Annotated in this window: 14 protein-coding genes and 1 tRNA gene; 8 read left to right on the forward strand and 7 right to left on the reverse strand. The window is 66.5% G+C overall.

All coding sequences use genetic code 11. The annotated features are described in order from the left end of the window. Positions 1–85 precede the first annotated feature (85 nt). Positions 86–856 carry a hypothetical protein gene (locus AB0M48_RS34985; protein ID WP_363850020.1) on the forward strand — a complete coding sequence of 257 codons (771 nt, stop codon included), beginning with the start codon at positions 86–88 and terminating at the stop codon, positions 854–856. Positions 857–996: 140 nt separating this feature from the next. Next, entirely contained in the window at positions 997–2,040 is a 1,044-nt protein-coding gene (locus AB0M48_RS34990) for a glucose-1-phosphate thymidylyltransferase (RefSeq protein WP_363850023.1), read from the forward strand. On the opposite strand, the gene AB0M48_RS34995 is transcribed toward AB0M48_RS34990, so the two are convergent. After that, on the reverse strand, positions 2,037–3,080 hold the full coding sequence (locus AB0M48_RS34995; RefSeq protein WP_363850026.1) for a winged helix DNA-binding domain-containing protein: 1,044 nt from the start codon (positions 3,078–3,080) through the stop codon (positions 2,037–2,039). The two genes, AB0M48_RS34990 and AB0M48_RS34995, sit on opposite strands and share 4 nt — an antisense overlap. A 172-nt stretch (positions 3,081–3,252) precedes the next feature. Beyond that, complete coding sequence (locus tag AB0M48_RS35000) at positions 3,253–4,341, reverse strand: phytase (RefSeq protein WP_363850029.1); 1,089 nt, start codon at positions 4,339–4,341, stop codon at positions 3,253–3,255. A 55-nt stretch (positions 4,342–4,396) separates the two neighbouring features. Here AB0M48_RS35000 and pnuC point away from each other — a divergent pair, with 55 nt between their 5' ends. From pnuC to AB0M48_RS35015, 3 genes are read left to right on the forward strand one after another with little or no spacing between them, the layout of a single operon-like run. Then, complete coding sequence (pnuC, locus tag AB0M48_RS35005) at positions 4,397–5,020, forward strand: nicotinamide riboside transporter PnuC (protein WP_363850032.1); 624 nt, start codon at positions 4,397–4,399, stop codon at positions 5,018–5,020. Continuing rightward, the gene (locus tag AB0M48_RS35010) at positions 5,017–6,189 is read left to right on the forward strand and encodes a M14 family zinc carboxypeptidase (RefSeq protein ID WP_363850034.1); all 1,173 of its coding nucleotides are present in this window, start codon (positions 5,017–5,019) and stop codon (positions 6,187–6,189) included. The genes pnuC and AB0M48_RS35010 overlap by 4 nt, the downstream gene beginning before the upstream one ends. A 21-nt stretch (positions 6,190–6,210) precedes the next feature. Continuing rightward, entirely contained in the window at positions 6,211–7,347 is a 1,137-nt protein-coding gene (locus AB0M48_RS35015) for a GNAT family N-acetyltransferase (RefSeq protein WP_363850036.1), read from the forward strand. A 49-nt stretch (positions 7,348–7,396) separates the two neighbouring features. On the opposite strand, the gene aceE is transcribed toward AB0M48_RS35015, so the two are convergent. After that, the gene (gene aceE, locus AB0M48_RS35020) at positions 7,397–10,156 is read right to left on the reverse strand and encodes a pyruvate dehydrogenase (acetyl-transferring), homodimeric type (protein WP_363850039.1); all 2,760 of its coding nucleotides are present in this window, start codon (positions 10,154–10,156) and stop codon (positions 7,397–7,399) included. Between the two features lie 319 nt (positions 10,157–10,475). Here aceE and AB0M48_RS35025 point away from each other — a divergent pair, with 319 nt between their 5' ends. From AB0M48_RS35025 to AB0M48_RS35035, 3 genes are all read left to right on the forward strand, one after another. Then, positions 10,476–10,907 carry a DUF3052 domain-containing protein gene (locus tag AB0M48_RS35025; protein WP_090071059.1) on the forward strand — a complete coding sequence of 144 codons (432 nt, stop codon included), beginning with the start codon at positions 10,476–10,478 and terminating at the stop codon, positions 10,905–10,907. A gap of 76 nt (positions 10,908–10,983) precedes the next feature. After that, positions 10,984–11,448, forward strand: coding sequence for a peroxiredoxin (locus tag AB0M48_RS35030; protein WP_363850042.1), 465 nt, complete (start codon positions 10,984–10,986; stop codon positions 11,446–11,448). A 25-nt stretch (positions 11,449–11,473) separates the two neighbouring features. Continuing rightward, a tRNA-Val gene (locus AB0M48_RS35035) sits at positions 11,474–11,548 on the forward strand. On the opposite strand, the gene AB0M48_RS35040 is transcribed toward AB0M48_RS35035, so the two are convergent. The 4 genes from AB0M48_RS35040 to AB0M48_RS35055 form a co-directional block, all read right to left on the reverse strand. After that, positions 11,505–13,529, reverse strand: a complete 2,025-nt coding sequence (locus tag AB0M48_RS35040) for a recombinase family protein (RefSeq protein WP_363850313.1) — start codon at positions 13,527–13,529, stop codon at positions 11,505–11,507. The genes AB0M48_RS35035 and AB0M48_RS35040 overlap by 44 nt on opposite strands. A 14-nt stretch (positions 13,530–13,543) precedes the next feature. Beyond that, the gene (locus tag AB0M48_RS35045; RefSeq protein WP_363850045.1) at positions 13,544–13,948 is read right to left on the reverse strand and encodes a recombinase family protein; all 405 of its coding nucleotides are present in this window, start codon (positions 13,946–13,948) and stop codon (positions 13,544–13,546) included. 163 nt (positions 13,949–14,111) lie between these two features. Then, the gene (locus AB0M48_RS35050) at positions 14,112–14,423 is read right to left on the reverse strand and encodes a hypothetical protein (RefSeq protein WP_363850047.1); all 312 of its coding nucleotides are present in this window, start codon (positions 14,421–14,423) and stop codon (positions 14,112–14,114) included. A gap of 101 nt (positions 14,424–14,524) precedes the next feature. Beyond that, the gene (locus AB0M48_RS35055) at positions 14,525–15,340 is read right to left on the reverse strand and encodes an antirestriction protein ArdA (protein WP_363850050.1); all 816 of its coding nucleotides are present in this window, start codon (positions 15,338–15,340) and stop codon (positions 14,525–14,527) included. Between the last annotated feature and the right edge of the window lie 5 nt (positions 15,341–15,345).

The following is a 15,345-nucleotide window of genomic DNA, read 5'->3' on the forward strand; positions in this document are numbered from 1 at the left end:
GTGTCGAAGTTGTGGAGGGGTGTGATCCACGAAACGATCACCTCGTCTGATCTTCACTCACCGCAACTTTGTTCTAGGAGGGCCCGTGGGCTCGCAAATCACCGAGGGCCTGGGCCAGGCGTGGGCGATGGTCGCCACGTTCGTGCCGAAGCTGCTCGGCTTCCTGCTCGTCCTGGTCATCGGCTGGTTCATCGCCAAGGCGCTCGCCAAGGGTGTCCAGTTCCTTCTCAAGCGCGTCGGCTTCGAGAAGCTCGTCGACAAGTCGGGCCTCAACGGCGCGATGCGGCAGTCGTCGATGGACGCGTCCGCCCTGATCGCCAAGATCGTGTACTACTTCGTGCTGCTCATCGCGCTGCAGCTGGCGTTCGGCGTCTTCGGCGCCTCGAACCCGGTCAGCACGCTGCTCAACGAGGTCATCGCGTACCTGCCGCGCATCGTCGTGGCGATCGTGCTCGTGATCGTCGCGTCGGCCATCGGCACCGCGCTCAAGGGCCTCGTCACCGGTGCGCTGGGCCAGCGCTCGTACACGAAGCTCATGGGCAACATCACCTACGGCTTCGTGATGGCGCTCGGCATCATCGCGGCGCTCAACCAGCTGGGCATCGCGATCTCGGTGACCATGCCGGTCCTCATCGCCGTGCTCGCCACCGTCGCCGGCGTGATCGTCATCGGTGTGGGCGGCGGTCTGGTCCGCCCGATGCAGGCGCGCTGGGAGGGCTGGCTGACCCGCGCGCAGGAGGAGGCGCAGACCCAGTCGCCGATGCCGCGCGCGTCGCAGGAGATGCCGCAGACCGTGGGCGGCCGGCTGGGCGACATGGCGACCCCTCCGTCGGGCACCCCGATGTCCGACAAGTAGTTCTCACCTCCTGAAAGGGGCCGTGCGCAAACATCTTGCGCACGGCCCCTTTCAGGTGTTCTGACAGTTCTCCAGTTCCGGTCCAGTGCCCGCACGCAGCCTCGTAGCCACCCGAACTGTTCCGTCGCGGTGGAGGACCTATGAAAGCCCTTGTGCTGTCCGCGGGCGTGCGCCCGGCCGGATACTCGCTGCCTCGGCAGATCGTCCCCATCGCGAACAAGCCGGTGCTCGAGTACGTCGTGGAGAACCTGCGGGACGTCGGCATCACCGACATCGGCATCGTCGTCGGCGAGGGTGCGCAGGAGATCTCCGAGCTGTTCGGCGACGGCTCGTACCTGGGCGTCTCGATCACCTACATCCAGCAGGACGTGGCGTTGGGCCTCGCGCACTGCGTGCGGATCGCCCGGCCGTTCCTGGGCGACGACGACTTCGTGATGTACATGGGCGACAACGTGCTCGTCGAGGGCATCGGCCAGATCGCCGACGAGTTCGCGCGGCTGCGGCCGTCCGCGCAGGTGCTCGTGGACAAGGTCGAGGACCCGCGCCTGTACGGCGTCGCGGAGGTGGACGAGAACTCGCGCGTGACGCGGCTGATCGAGCACCCGCAGGAGCCGCGCAGCGATCTCGCGATGATCGGCGTCTACTTCTTCACGCCCGCGATCCACGCCGCCGTCGACGCGATCGAACCGTCGTGGCGCGGCGAGTTCGAGATCACCGACGCGCTGCAGTGGCTGGTGACGCACGAACGCGACGTGCGGGCGCGCATGTACTCGGGGTTCTGGAAGGACACCGGGAAGGTCGAGGACGTGCTGGAGTGCAACCGCGAGCTGCTGATGGGGCTGCGGACCGACATCCAGGGCATCGTCGACGACGAGTCGCGGCTGATTGGTGACGTCGTGGTCGAGGAGGGTGCGCGCGTGGTGCGGTCGTGCATCGTCGGGCCCGCGATCATCGGTGCCGGGACGCTGGTCGAGGAGTCGATCATCGGGCCGTACACGTCGATCGGCGCGGACTGCCGGATCGTCGACTCCGGGCTGGCCGACTCGATCGTGCTGAACGAGGCCACCGTGCAGAACGTGTCCGGCATCGAGACGTCGCTGATCGGGCGCCGGGCCCGCGTCGGCTCGGCGCGCCAGCACCGGCTGGTCGTCGGTGACGGCGCGCACGTCGAGGTCGCCGCCTAGTACTGCTTGATCCAGTCCTGAAGGCGGTCGCACTCCTCGGCGACCGCCTTCTGCCTGCTCTTCGGCTGTTCGTCGATGTAGTCGACGGAGATGGTGCGTTCCTTGGAGACGGCCCAGGTGGCGACGACGTAGCCGTCGACGAGGACCGTGGGCTTGCCGCCGATGACGACGCCGAGCCGGTCGTCCGCGATGACCCTCCTGCGGTCGGCGTGGGCGAGCAGGACGTTGTCGAACTCGGGCAGAAGCCGTACCGGGACAGGGGTGTCCGGGTCGGGGCGCGGGGCGTCGGGGAGGTCGAAGAGCTCCTTGCCCGCCTCGGTGCGGAACGTCACGAGCCGCGGGCGCAGTGCCGCGAACGTCTCGGCGAGCCTGGTGAGGCCGGACCACTGCTGGGCGTCCATGACGGTGGCCGGGCCGAAAGCCCCGAGGTAGCGCAGGACGAGCTCTTCGGGGTCCATGGCCTGCTGCGGTCTGCCGAGCCAGTTCTCGACGGTCGTGCAGATCGCCCTGCCGCTGCTGTGCCACAGGCCGCGCGGCGGGAGCTGGACGAGGGCGAGCTTGTTGCGCAGCGCGTTGCCCAGGACGGTGTGCTCGCGGTCGGGCCAGCGTTGTTTGAGCTGCCTGCCGGCGTCCGCGGTGCCCTGCGGGGTCTCGTCGAGGATCCTGCGGCCCGCCTCGGCGATCTCGTCGAAGTCGAGGCCCTTCAGGCGGGCGGCGAACGGGCCGCTCCGCAGTTCGCGGTCGAGCTTGAGCTGGGTGTGGGGGCGCAGGCCGAGCGCGTCCCGTGCGCTGACCAGGTGGATCGTGCCGCGCATCAGGAGCATGCGGACGGCTTCGCGGTTGGTCAGGAGGTCTTCGAGCTCTTTCGGCTGGAAGTTCCGCAGGCGGGTCCAGAGGCCGACGTAGGGCGACTTCGGTTCCTGCGCCTGGATGCCGAAGAGGTGCTCGATGGTGGCGAGCGCGCTCATGTCGGCGCGCTCGCGCAGCATCTGGCGTTCGATCAGTGCTCTGTTGAGCTGGTCCTGGCTGAGCGTCCCCATCGGGACAGACTAGTGACGTGGCCCAGAACGTCGGCTGGGTGATTCACGCTCAGCAGGGCACCTCGCGGCGCCGCCCCCACGCCCCCGTACAACCAGTACGAGGACGTGGGGGCGACACCACGATGCACCCGTCTGACCGCGAATTCGCCCGGCAACGTTCCGGGCCACGCCACTAGAACCTGATGAACGCGAATCCGGTGCCGTTCGGGCGTTCTCCGTCGTGGACGACGAGCAGGTTGAGCTCGCCCAGGACGATGTCGGCGCCGTCGGAGTGCTCGACGCCGTCGACCTTGAAGTCCTTCAGCGGCTTCATGTCCGCCTTGCGGTACGCGACGAACCGCGAGTCACCCTGGCTGGACGCGAGCAGCACGTCGCCCGCGATCGTGAGGCCCTCGGCGTCCGCCTCGAGCCACTGGCCGCCGAAGCCGGGGTTCGGGCCGTCCGCCTCGCACTCCTCGGTCTCGGGGTTGTACTTCTGCGGCGCGCCCCAGGTGCGGACCTTGTCGACGAGCTGCGGCCTGCCGAAGCCGTTGGAGCGCAACGGGATGCGCCAGATGCCGACGTCCTCCTGGGCGGCGTACAGGGTGTTCGTGCGTTCGTCGATCACCATGCCCTCGACCTGCGGGCCCTCGCCGGGCTCGCCGCACACGGTCCACTGCTTGCCGTTCGGAAGGGTGAAGGTGCTCGGAAGGTCCAGAGTGGACACCTTCCTGGTGTCGTACTGCGAGCCCTTCACGACCTGGAGGAGCGCGATGCTGGTCTCGTTGCGGCGGCTGGTGACGACGACGTCCTTGCCGTCGACGCGTCCGGCGGCCAGGCCGTAGACGGTGTGCTGGTCGTCGACCTCGGCCTCGGTCTTGGAGAACACCGGCTTCGTGGCGGGGTTCGTGACGTCCCTCGCGCCGCGTTCGTCCACCTGGAACACCCGGATGCGGTCGCGGCCGCGGTCGCTGACGAACGCCAGGTCGCCGAGGACGTCGACGTTGTTGAAGCGGCCGGGCTTCGCGTCCGGCGCCGGCGGCTGCGGGGCCGGGTAGACGCCGATCGTGCGGCCGTTCAGGTCGAACGCCGCCAGGCCGCCTTCCTTGAGCGTGCCCAGGACCACACTGCGTTCGGTGTTGCGCGGGTTCACCCAGATGGCCGGGTCGTCCGCGTCGGCGGGCTCCTCGAACGTCTGCGTGATGACCGTCGGTGTGATCACGGGCGTCGCGGGAGCGGTGAGGAACAAAGGCACGAGCGCCAGCGCTAAGGAGGATGACATGGTGCGACCGTAGGAAACACCGATGTACTGCGACTGAACCGCGGGGGAACAAGCCGTGTGGTACGAGACAGGACTGACGATCTTCGGGCAGAAGATCGCGTACACGGAGCTGGTCGGGCAGGTGCTGGCGCTCGCGGTCGTGTTCCTGGCGCAGCGCCGTTCACTCTTGACCTGGCCCGTTCAGCTGGTCTCGGTCGCACTGCTCTTCACCGTCTACCTGTCGGCGCACCTGGGCGGCCTGGCCACCAGGCAGGTCGCCGTCGGTGCGATCGCCGTCTACGGCTGGTACGCGTGGGTGCGCCGGCGTGACCCGGTCTTCGGCGTGGTGGTGCGCAAGGGTTCACCGCGTGAACGGCTCGCGATCGTCGGCGCCTTCGTCGCCGGCACGGTCGCGTTCGCGCTGGTGCTGGACGCGCTGGACGCCTCGTGGGCGCCCTGGCCGGACGCCGCGATCTTCATCGGCACCATCCTGGCGTTCGCGTTGCAGGGCCTCGGGCTGGTGGAGTTCTGGCTGGTATGGCTGGTGGTCGACGCCGTCGGCGTGCCGCTGCAGATCCGGTCGGGCCTGTACTTCAGCGCGTTCGTCTACCTGATCTTCGCGGGCCTGGTCATCCACGGTTTCATCGACTGGAACCGCACCGCCCGCCGGTTGACACAGGCGGCAAAGTCTCCCCTATGAGGGGACTGTTGATCGCTTTACTGGCTGCTGTCTCGTTGCTGGTCGCTGTCCCGGCCGCCGCGGCTCCTGCGCCGCGCACCGGGTTCGAGCTCACCGGCAAGTGGACCACCGAGGCCGAGGAGCAGGCGTACCTGCGCGCCACCGGCCTCCCGGTGACCCAGATCGGGGTGACCGCCCAAGGCCGTCCCGTCCAGCTCGTGCGCGTGGGTTCCCGCTCCGCGCGCACGGTGGTGCTCTTCATCTGCTCCCAGCACGGCGACGAACCCGCCGGCCGCGAGGCGTGCCTGATCCGCATGCGCTCGCTGCCGCGTTCGTCCGACACGGCCTACCTCTTCGTGCCGAACGCCAACCCGGACGGCCGCGCGGCCGACACCCGCGGCAACTCGGCCGGCATCGACATCAACCGCGACCACCTGCTGCTGCGCACCGCCGAGGCGCGCGCCATGGCCTCCGTGATCCGCGACTGGCAGCCCGACGTCATCCACGACCTGCACGAGTTCGGGCCGTCCGAGCCCTACTACGTGAAGGACGTCCTGTGGCTGTGGCCGCGCAACCTCAACGTCGCCGACGGCGTGCACGACCTGTCGGAGACCCTGTCGCGCTCCTACGTGCGGCCGTCCGTCGAAGCCGCCGGCCGCACGTCCGGCGTCTACGGCATCCACGTCGACCCGGTGACCGGCGAGCCCGTCCGCCAGGTCGCCGGTGACGGCCAGGAACGCATCCTGCGCAACACGGGCGGGTTGAAGCACGGCATGGGCCTGCTGGTCGAGACCAACGTCGACAACACGCCGCTCTTCCGCGTCGACTCGCACCTGAAGGCGCTGGACGGCACGCAGTCGTTCGTCGGAGCGAACCGCCCGGCCATCGAGGCCGCCAACGCCGCGTCCCGGGCCGTGCGGTCCGGTCCGATCTACTTCGGCGGGGCGGACAACCAGGCTCCTGACCCCGCGGACGTCGTCGCGACGCCTCCGTGCGGCTATGTCCTGACCGGTGCGCAGTACGCCGACGTGCGGGACGAGCTGGCTCTGCACGGCGTCAAGTCCCAGTACCTGCGGGGCGGCGACCGCATCGTGCCGCTGAAGCAGGAGGCCCGCGCCTTGATCCCGTTGCTGATGGACGCCCGCGCGGACGAGCCGTTGCTGAAGGCCCAGCCCGTCGCCCAGTGCTGACCGGCGTGGTCAGATGGCCGTGTGCGTGTTGAGCAGTACAGCTACTTCGCCCTGACGACCGACAGGCCTGTCCGGCTCGCCGTCGAGCCCGACGAGAAGCCGTGGAGGGTCGTGGAGCGGGGCTTCGGCCGCGTCGACGAACAGGTCCAGCACCTCGTCGACCGGCTGAAGCCCGTCCGCGACGAACTCGTCGCGCTCACCGCCGATCCCGGCGTGACGGCGAGCTTGGTCGTCGTGCGCCAGTTCCGCGACAGCGCAGATCGGGAAGGTGCCGGCTGGTCTCTCTCGGCTGAGGCCGTCGAGTTCCTCGCCGCGGTCGGAGCGTCGGTGGAGGTCGACGAGTACGACCTGACCGAACCCGCCGACGAACCGTCGCGGCGGATCAGCGCCGCGTTGCTGGCCAGCATGGAGCAGAACCTCGCCGAGCACGCGTGCCACCTCCACCGTCACCTGCCGCACGCGACCGTCGTCGAGACGGACGACCTGCTGATCGCCGACAGCGGTCTGGACGACGACACGTTCAACATCGTCGCGGCCGCCCGGTTCACCGCGTCGAACGCCGGGGTCCGCGTCGCCGAGACCCTGCGGTCGATCAGGAGGCCCTGCTCGTGGTGGGTCGGACCCGCCTCCACCCCGGCCGACCTCGGCGCGGTGCTGGTGCGGTCCGGCATCGCGGCGGCGGAGACCGAGGCCGCGATGTGGCTGGACCTGGCCGACGCCGCCCTGCCCGAACTCGGGGCCGAGGGGCTGGCGATCCGCCGGGTGAGCACGGAAGCAGAGCTCGCCGACTACGCCGCGGTCCTCGCCGCCAACTGGGACCCACCCGCCGAGACGGTCCGCCGCTTCTACGCCGAGGCCGCTCCGCACGCGTTGACCAGCTCAGCGCGTTACCTCGTGGGATACGTGGACGGTCGTGCGGTGTGCACGGCGGAGGTGTTCCTGCACGCGGGAGTCGCCGGGATCTACAACATCGCGACCCTCGCCGGGGATCGCCGTCGCGGTTATGGCGGTGCGATCACGTTGGCCGCGTTGCGCACCGCACGCGCCGAGGGGTACCGCATTGCCGTCCTGCAGGCCTCTGAGGACGGCGAGACCGTCTACCGGCGTCTGGGGTTCACCATCGCCGGTCAGTTCACCGAGTACGCCCTCAGGGCGTGAAGAAGGGCCGCCCCGCGCGTGCGGAGCGGCCCTTCGGTTCAGCGAGTGACTACGCGAGGCCCGCGTCGCCCGTGGACGGGCCGGCCGCCTGCACGTCGTCGATGCGGTACTTGCGGGCCGCCTCGACGACCTTGGACTGCTCGACCTCGCCGCGGCGGGCCAGTGCGGCCAGCGTGGCGACGACGACGGACTCCGCGTCCACCAGGAAGTGGCGGCGGGCGGCAGGGCGGGTGTCGGAGAAGCCGAAGCCGTCCGTGCCCAGGGTCGTCATGTCGGTCGGGACGTACGGGCGGATCAGGTCCGGGATCGCCGACGCCCAGTCGGACACGGCTACCACGGGGCCCTGCACGTCCTTCAGCACCTGCGTCACGTACGGCACGCGCGGCTCGGCGTCCGGGTGCAGCAGGTTGTGGCGGTCGGTGTCGACGGCGTCGCGGCGCAGCTCCGAGTACGACGTGGCGGACCACACGTCCGCGGAGACGCCCCACTCCTCGGCGAGCATCTTCTGGGCCTTGAGAGCCCACGGGAGGCCCACACCCGAGCCGAGGATCTGGGCACGGGGGCCACCGGTCTGCGGGCCGTCCTGGTACTTGTAGAGGCCCCGCAGGAGGCCTTCCACGTCCAGGCCTTCCGGCTCGGCCGGCTGCACGTACGGCTCGTTGTAGACCGTCATGTAGTAGAAGATGTTCTCGGCGTTCTCGCCGTACATCCTGCGCAGACCGTCCTTGACGATGTGCGCCACCTCGAAGGACCACGCCGGGTCGTACGAGACGACGGCCGGGTTCGTGTGCGCCAGCAGCAGCGAGTGGCCGTCGGCGTGCTGCAGGCCCTCACCGGTCAGCGTGGTGCGGCCCGCGGTGGCACCCAGCACGAAGCCGCGCGCCATCTGGTCCGCCGCCGCCCACAGGCCGTCGCCCGTGCGCTGGAAGCCGAACATCGAGTAGAAGATGTAGATCGGGATCATCGGCTCGCCCTGCGTGGCGTAGGACGTGCCGACCGCCGTGAACGACGCCGTGGAACCCGCCTCGTTGATGCCCTCGTGCAGGATCTGACCCTGCTCGGACTCCTTGTAGGCGAGCATCAGGTTGGCGTCCACCGAGGTGTACGCCTGGCCGTTCGGGTTGTAGATCTTCTGCGTCGGGAACATGGAGTCCATGCCGAACGTCCGTGCCTCGTCCGGGATGATCGGGACGATGCGCGGGCCGATCTCCGGGTCCTTCGCGAGGTCGCGGACGAGCCGGACGAACGCCATCGTCGTGGCGACCTCCTGCTTGCCGGAGCCGCGCTTGATGCCGTCGTAGACCTTGTCGCCCGGCAGCACGAGCGCCTTGGACTTCGTGCGGCGCTCCGGCAGGAAACCACCCAGCTGACGGCGGCGCTCCAGCATGTACTGGATCTCCGGGTTGTCCTGCCCGGGGTGGTAGTACGGCGGCAGGTACGGGTCCTTCTCGAGCACCTCGTCGGAGATCGGGATGCGCAGGCTGTCCCGGAAGCCCTTGAGGTCGTCCAGGGTCATCTTCTTCATCTGGTGCGTCGCGTTGCGCGCCGCGAAGTGCTTGCCGAGCGAGTAGCCCTTGATCGTCTTCGCGAGGATGACGGTCGGCTGGCCGACGGTCTCGGTCGCCGCCTTGTAGGCCGCGTAGACCTTGCGGTAGTCGTGGCCGCCGCGCTTGAGGTTCCACACCTCGTCGTCGGTCATCGGCTCGACGAGCGCCTTCGTCCGCGGGTCGCGGCCGAAGAAGTGCTCCTTGATGTACGCGCCGTCGTTCGCCTTGTACGTCTGGTAGTCGCCGTCGGGCGTGTTGTTCATCAGGTTGACGAGCGCACCGTCGCGGTCGGCGTGCAGCAGCGCGTCCCACTCGCGGCCCCAGACGACCTTGATGACGTTCCAGCCGGCGCCGCGGAAGAACGACTCCAGCTCCTGGATGATCTTGCCGTTGCCGCGCACCGGGCCGTCGAGGCGCTGCAGGTTGCAGTTGACCACGAACGTCAGGTTGTCGAGCTGCTCGTTCGCGGCGAGCTGCAGCAGGCCGCGCGACTCGGGCTCGTCCATCTCGCCGTCGCCGAGGAACGCCCACACGTGCTGGTCGGACGTGTCCTTGATGCCGCGGTCACGCAGGTAGCGGTTGAACCGCGCCTGGTAGATCGCGTTCATCGGGCCGATGCCCATGGAGACCGTGGGGAACTCCCAGAAGTCCGGCATGAGGCGCGGGTGCGGGTACGACGGCAGGCCGCCGCCCGGTCCGGCGTGCGAGTACTCCTGGCGGAAGCCGTCGAGCTGGTGCTCGGACAGGCGGCCCTCGAGGTACGCGCGGGCGTAGACACCGGGGGAGGCGTGACCCTGGATGAAGATCTGGTCGCCGCCACCGGGGTGGTTCTTGCCGCGGAAGAAGTGGTTGAAGCCGACCTCGTAGAGCGACGCGCTGGAGGCGTAGGTCGAAATGTGTCCACCGACACCCACGCCGGGTCGCTGCGCGCGGTGCACCGTCATCGCGGCGTTCCAGCGGATCCACGCACGGTAACGACGCTCCACCTCCTCGTCACCGGGGAACCACGGCTCCCGCTCGGTGGGGATGGTGTTGACGTAGTCGGTGCTGATCAGCGAGGGCATGCCGACCTGGTTCTCACCAGCGCGTTCGAGCAGCCGCAGCATCAGATAGCGAGCACGTTGCTGACCGCCGCCCTTGAGCACCTCGTCGAACGACTCGAGCCATTCCGAGGTTTCCTCGGGGTCGATGTCCGGCAGGTGCGCTGCCAGACCGTCGCGAATGACACGCACCCGCTCGGGGCCGGTGTTCTGCGGGCTCAAGGTGTCTCCTCGGCTTCGTTGGCGGTACTCGCGCTGGCCCGGAAACCGTGCCACGCGCCCCTATCGTTGTCCTTGCGCGACGACTTCGTCATCGCTACCGGTCGGTAGTTCTGGATCGTGTCGCTCACGCGCGCGCGATAAGAGGTATGTAGAGCGTGCCTCATGCCAGTGTAGGGATCTCCACAGGGGTGCCCCTTACGGCGTGTCACGTGGTCAACAGTTGCGCCGGAGGTAGCTGACAGTGTTCGCTAGCCGGAGTAACAGACTTCAGCGGCAGTCTTAGGGCTGTCGCTCTTGCGTAGTTGGAGGAGTGAAAACCGTGGTCGCCGCGGAAGACGCCGGCAAGCTCGGCGTCGCCGACAAGCTCGGGATCGAATCAGGCATGGTCGTCCAGGAACTCGGCTGGGACGAGGACGTCGACGACGCCTTGCGTGCCGCTGTCGAGGAGCGAATCGGGGGCGACCTCCTCGACGAGGATGCCGACGAGACGGTGAGCGTCGTCCTGCTCTGGTGGCGGGAGGACGACGGCGACCTGGTCGACGCCCTCCTCGAAGCCACCGGCGTGCTCGCCGAGGACGGCGTGATCTGGGTTCTCACCCCGAAGACCGGCCGCCCCGGCCACGTGGAGCCGAGCGACGTCGCCGAAGCGGTCCCGACCGCCGGCCTGTCGCAGACCTCCAACATCAGCGTGGGCGACGACTGGGCCGGCATCCGCCTGGTGTGGCCGAAGTCGGCCAAGGCCAAGCGCTGACTTTCGTTGACATAGGGTTGAAACCACGGGCGCTCACCCGCTCGTGGTCCCGTGTCGCACCGGAGGTTCTTGTCTCATGGCGGTCGAGGTCGGTTCGGAGGCCCCGGACTTCACGCTGAACGACTACAACAAGCAACGCGTGACGTTGTCGTCGTTCCGAGGCTCCCAGGCCGTGCTGCTGGTGTTCTACCCGTTCGCCTTCAGCGGCACCTGCCGTGGCGAGCTCTGCCAGCTGCGTGACGAACTGGCCACCTACGAGGACGAGAACGTCCAGGTGCTGGGCGTCTCCGTGGACTCGCCGTTCGCCCTGAAGGCGTGGGCGAACCAGGAGGGCTTCCAGTTCCCGCTGCTGTCCGACTTCTGGCCGCACGGGGCCGTGGCGCAGTCCTACGGCGTGTTCAACGAGGCCGTGGGCATGGCGCTGCGGGGCACGTTCCTGATCGACGTCTCCGGTGTCGTGCGCTTCGCCGAGGTGAACGCGGCCGGTCAGGCCCGCGATCAGGACTCCTGGAAGAAGGCCGTAGCCTCGCTCAAGGCATGATGTAGCTGTAACCCCTCTGGGGTCGGGGCGTGTAGCTCAGCGGAAGAGCACTCGGTTTACACCCGAGCGGTCGCAGGTTCGAACCCTGTCGCGCCCACCAGATATGCGTCATTCAAACCATGCATCGAAGAGGACCATCTACGGTGCGTGGTTTTATTTTTACTATCTGTTACATCGTTTTTGTGGAACGACGCACGCAGAACCGCTGAGGGAGCGCTGCGCTCGCTCGCGGTCTCGGCAGCACGGTCGTCCGTGCCCTCAGTTGCTGCCATGCGGGCTTCAACCTCATCGGTAGGCGCGCTGGATAGGAGCGGGCCGTGCACGGCCAGAAGCGACTTGAATGGCTCGTTCAACTCGTAGCGCTCTACGTTGCCGGCTTCGCCGATCCAAAGACTCTTGAAGAACCCGCGGTTGATCTGGCGGCGAATCTGATTCGGTGCCCATGCGTAGTTGGTCTCGCACCTGGTTGCAGCCTGCATGGCTAGCTTCAATGTCGACAGAACGTCGGTCGTCGCTACCTGGGCTGCCCGTAGCTGCCCATCGGCCTCCGCAAGCTCACGAGTGAAGCGCTGCATCTCGCTCGCAAGGAGATCCTGCGGCACGGCACCCGCATAGTGCGCTCGCAGCAGCACTTGGCGCTCCGCCTCGACCGATGCGCGGCGTGCCTTCGCGCGCTTCGTTGTCCGCACAGCGTCCTCGCGCTGAGCCTCCAGGCTCCACTCAACGCTAGCTTGGATAAGTGCTGCTACCTCCGGCTTGACCTGGAAGCCCTCGTAGAACCGAAGGATCCCGTCTTCGATGCGCTCTACTCGGACTGCGGGTCGTTGACAGTAATTTACCTTCGTCTTCTTCTTGGAGCACATGAAGTAGGTGTACTTGCCGCCGTTGCCTTTGGCTTCCGAGTACACCAAGCGTCCACCGCATTCGGAGCAGTGGATGGTGCTGCGGAGGTAATGGTTGTGCTTTCGGTCCTTCTCGCCCGTGTTGTTGTGCGCGGCCAAGATGTCCTGCACGGCGAGCCACTTCTCTGGCTCCACGATTGCTTTGTGCCTGCCTTCGTAGTGGATTCCTCGATACGACACAATGCCGATATAGTACGGGTTCTGTAAAATGTGGTACATCGTTGTGAGGGAGATGGGGGCGGCTGGTTTAGTCCGGGTCGGGCGAGTCGTCAGTCCCTTTGCTTGTGCGGCAAGCGTCAGATCGATCCCCGACCACTCGCCTGTTGCGTACTCGTCAAAGCACCAGCGAATGATGTCCCAGCGGTCCTCATCTAGCTCGACCCACGAGCGCTCAATTCCGCCGCGCATCTCTCGTCGGTTCGTGTAACCGATCGGCGCGCGATACGGGGTACCGCCTTCCTCTGCCTTAGCAATGAGGCCTTTCATGACCTCCTCTGCCAAGTTTGCTGAGTAGAACTGAGCTATCTCGGCCATCACGCCGTAGAGCAACCGTCCGCTTGGGCTGTCATCGATGTGCTCCATGCATGACACTAGCTTCACGCCGTATCTACGGAGCAGTAGATTAATCGCCAGGTCGTCTTCGCGGTTGCGGGCCAGCCGATCAATCTTGTGGATAATGACAAAATCTGGCCGCAAGCGTTTTACGTCTCGAAGCATGCGTTGAAGATCATCGCGTTTGGCTGAGCGTGCGGACTCTCCCGCGTCCACGTACTCGTTCGCGACGGTGGCACCAAGCTGCTCGGACTTCAAGTAACAGGCACTTCGCTGGGTCGGGATGGAGTAGCCCTCGGCGTTGCCACCTCGCTGTGCTTGCTCTTTGGTGCTGACGCGCAAGTACACGAAGGCAATCGGTGAGGTTCGTGCAGCCTCGACTGGGTGACGTTGCTTTCGTGCTGAACGGACCCTGGTTGCTGCCAATCTCGGGGAGAGCTCGCCAACCTCTTCGGCAGATTCAGGAATCTGCTTAGCTCGAAGCTCATCGATAACGTTGGCTCGTGCTTCTCGACGGCGTGCGATGTTTGCCAGGCTCGTTACGGTCCTGGGTGAGCGTTCATTCTCCTCGTCGAGCGTGGAGTGGCTGTTTAGCTCTGGCCTGTTGTTATCGTCGTTCGTGTGCACATCGTGCCTCCTAGTTAAATAGGTCCGTCAGTAAGGTGAATAATGTCGGCGTGAGTAGTGAGTTCAACTTCCAGCTTGTTCAGCATCTCTGTGATCTCGGCGAAGACCTCGCCGTGCCGGGCGAGTCTGGAGTAGTCTGCCGTTATGAGATGGCTCACTTGTGGATTCTTGTTGAGGTAATAGAAGAGTCCGATGAGAGCCTCGAATGTCGCCGTGTGGCTTGAGCCCACTCCGATCACGGCGAACTCATAAGTGATGTGCAGCTTCCTGTCATAGGCGTGCTGGCGGCACAACTCACGTTGAGCTTCAGCCGATTTTCGGCTGTTTGCTCGAATGAAGGAGACTGCCAGGTGTGTTCGAGAGGCTGGCATCCTGGTGCGGGCAATCCTTGTGTGTGTTGAGATCACTCTGCTTGTCATTTTTGAATCCTTTCTTGCAGGATTTTCTCAGTACTTTTCGCATGTGCCAAGAGAGGAAACCCTGTCCTAATCTGTTCGGCGTGTGCTGTGGAATTGACAGCCGCGTGTTTTAAGTAGGCGGTAGGTGGAGAAAATCTGCCACCTACCGCCTACGAGGGAGGGCTCAGCCTTGCGGCTCTGCCTTCTTTGAGCGGCTCGCAGCCTTGCCAGGCGCGGCTTCGCCGCCGAACAGGCCTTCGATGGCGTCTCGCCGACTCTTCGCCTCACGCTCGATTTCTTCGAGTGCCGCAGCAGCCCGCGCAGCGAAGTCGGGCTCCGACCGCTTGGTCTGCACGTACAGCTCGACCGCGCGAAGCACAGCGTCGCCCAAGTTGAGCTCGTCCAGTTGAGCCACGAGTGAGAACTGCGCGTGGAGCTCGCTCGGCAACTTGATGCCGAGCGTCTTCACGCCGTTCCTTCCGGTGGGGTCTGTCATGACGCTCTTCCTCTCCTCGGTGTGGTGTGACCGCCTGCCCGCCTGGTGCAAGGCGGGCGAGCGGCCACAGGCCACCGAGGAGCGATGGCCAGGGCTGGTACTCATCTGAGAAAGACGTGGAGCCGACCGTCATGTCCCTGCACGGCATCCCACTGCTGCATGGCTTCGCGGGCGAACTTGGCGTAGTCGATCGTTACGTAGCTACGGAGATCGGGTTGCACGACCTTGTCGAGGTGTGACTCCCACTCAAGATCGCTGCCAACCTCACGGGCCCATGCCTCCGGCGACTCGTACGAGCCCACGAAGAAGTCGTTGAACTTCGCGAGCTCCTCGGCATCCCTGATGCCGGCAATCCCCGCCCATGCGGCGTACGCAGCGCCGTGCTCGCGGACGCCGCGGCCAAGCTGAGCGATGAGCTTCGGGTCGTTGAGGCCGTCGAGGTCGAGGCCCGCGAAGCTCTGCGTCGCGCTGACCTCCCACCGAGTCGCATTGACCGTGGGTGAACTCGCAAGCATGGCGACGACATCCGCGGCAATGCCTTCCGCGTCCTGCTCGGCTTCGATCCACAGCCCGTACTGGATGCCCCGCTCCCGGCTGTCGACGTCAACGGCGTACACCTGCGGCCGGTAACGGCGCTCACGTTCAGGCATGCCGTCGGCTGCCTTAGGCTCCGCAAACTCCACAGAGAGCGGCTTGCCGATGCTGTGCGCGTACTCGATGACCGCCTCGGCCTCATCTGGATCCATGCCGCCCTCGACGAGGTGTTCCAGGGTTGCCCGGTTGCGCTTGCGCTCTGCCGAGGCATCAGCCCTTGCACGTTCGATCTCCGCTTGTCTTTCCGGATCGTCGGTGCCGTAGCTGTTGACCTCGAGGCGGTGCTGATCCGCCTCCTTTCGTTGGTGTGGGTGCTTTTCCATAGCTT

Origin of the sequence: Lentzea sp. NPDC051208, from assembly GCF_040682435.1 — a bacterium.
In the GTDB taxonomy this organism is placed as follows: domain Bacteria; phylum Actinomycetota; class Actinomycetes; order Mycobacteriales; family Pseudonocardiaceae; genus Lentzea; species Lentzea kristufekii.

What these genes read in the sequence shown, in the direction of transcription:
- AB0M48_RS34990 (WP_363850023.1), top strand. Translation starts at nt 997, where the DNA reads ATGAAAGCCCTTGTGCTGTCCGCGGGCGTGCGCCCGGCCGGATACTCG.
- AB0M48_RS34995 (WP_363850026.1), bottom strand. Translation starts at nt 3,080, where the DNA reads ATGGGGACGCTCAGCCAGGACCAGCTCAACAGAGCACTGATCGAACGC.
- AB0M48_RS35000 (WP_363850029.1), bottom strand. Translation starts at nt 4,341, where the DNA reads ATGTCATCCTCCTTAGCGCTGGCGCTCGTGCCTTTGTTCCTCACCGCT.
- AB0M48_RS35010 (WP_363850034.1), top strand. Translation starts at nt 5,017, where the DNA reads ATGAGGGGACTGTTGATCGCTTTACTGGCTGCTGTCTCGTTGCTGGTC.
- AB0M48_RS35030 (WP_363850042.1), top strand. Translation starts at nt 10,984, where the DNA reads ATGGCGGTCGAGGTCGGTTCGGAGGCCCCGGACTTCACGCTGAACGAC.
- AB0M48_RS35045 (WP_363850045.1), bottom strand. Translation starts at nt 13,948, where the DNA reads ATGACAAGCAGAGTGATCTCAACACACACAAGGATTGCCCGCACCAGG.
- AB0M48_RS35050 (WP_363850047.1), bottom strand. Translation starts at nt 14,423, where the DNA reads ATGACAGACCCCACCGGAAGGAACGGCGTGAAGACGCTCGGCATCAAG.
- AB0M48_RS35055 (WP_363850050.1), bottom strand. Translation starts at nt 15,340, where the DNA reads ATGGAAAAGCACCCACACCAACGAAAGGAGGCGGATCAGCACCGCCTC.